This window comes from Streptomyces sp. NPDC022910, assembly GCF_055561075.1.
Genome location: NZ_JBVHHL010000187.1, coordinates 1 through 1,088, shown reverse-complemented (window position 1 = coordinate 1,088; position 1,088 = coordinate 1). Strand labels below are relative to the sequence as shown.

Below are 1,088 nucleotides of genomic sequence, written 5' to 3'. Positions count from 1 at the left end.
TGCTGCGCCACGGTGGCCTGCCGCGCCTGTTCGGCGGCGTGCGCGCCCCGTCCACGCTGGGGTCCTTCCTGCGCGCCTTCACCTGGGGGCACGTACGCCAACTGGAGTCCGCTGCACGGGCGTTCACCTGTAATCTCGCGGCACACACCGGCCTGGTCCCTACGACGGACGAGGTGGTCTTCGTCGACATCGACTCCAAGGTCAAGCAGGTCTACGGGCCGGCCAAGCAGGGTGCCTCGTTCGGCTACACCAAGCAGCGCGGCCTGCACTTCCAGATCGTCACCGTCAAGACCGCGCTCTGTGCTCCGGTCATCGTGGCCACCCGACTACGCAAGGGCTCGGCAGGCTCCGGCAAGGGCGCGGCGAGCCTGCTGCGCGAGGCCCTCGCCACCGTGAGGGCGATGGGCATCACCGCGAAGATCATCGTGCGTGCGGACTCGGCGTACTTCTCCCACAAGGTGGTGGATGTGTGCCGGAGGGCGGGCGCGCACTTCTCGCTGGCCGTGGCGGTGAAAAAGACGATCCGCGAGGCGATCGCCGTCATCGACGAGTCCGCCTGGACACCCATCGAGTACGCCGCCGCCGTCTGGGACGCCGAGGAGGAACGCTGGATCTCCGACGCGGAGATCGCCGAAGTCCCGTTCACCGCATTCACCAGCAAGAAGAAGGCGTTCCACACCACCGCCCGGCTGGTCGTGCGCCGCGTGAAGCGGCTGAACCCGAAGAGTGTGCCGGTGGGGCAGGCCGAACTGTTCGGTGTCTGGCGCCACCACGTCATCTTCACCGACAGCCCGTTCCTCTTGGCCCAGGCCGAACCCATGCACCGTGAACACGCCCAGGTGGAGCAGGTCTTCGCCGACCTGGAAGACTCCGCGCTCGCTCACCTGCCGTCGGGGAAGTTCACCGCGAACGCCGCCTGGCTCACCCTCGCAGCCACCGCCTACAACCTCACCCGCGCCGCCGGCCATCTCGCCTCCGTCTTCCACGCCAGGGCACGGACCGGCACCATCCGCCGCCACCTGATCAACATCCCCGCCCGGATCGCCACCGGCGCCCGCCGCCTCACCCTCCACCTACCCCAACGCTGG

Annotated in this window: 1 protein-coding gene; it reads left to right on the top strand. The window is 68.8% G+C overall.

The window, feature by feature from the left end; all coding sequences use genetic code 11:
* A partial coding sequence (locus ACZ3TS_RS43065) for an IS1380 family transposase (RefSeq protein ID WP_467628744.1) occupies positions 1-1,088 on the top strand: 1,088 nt, incomplete at both ends.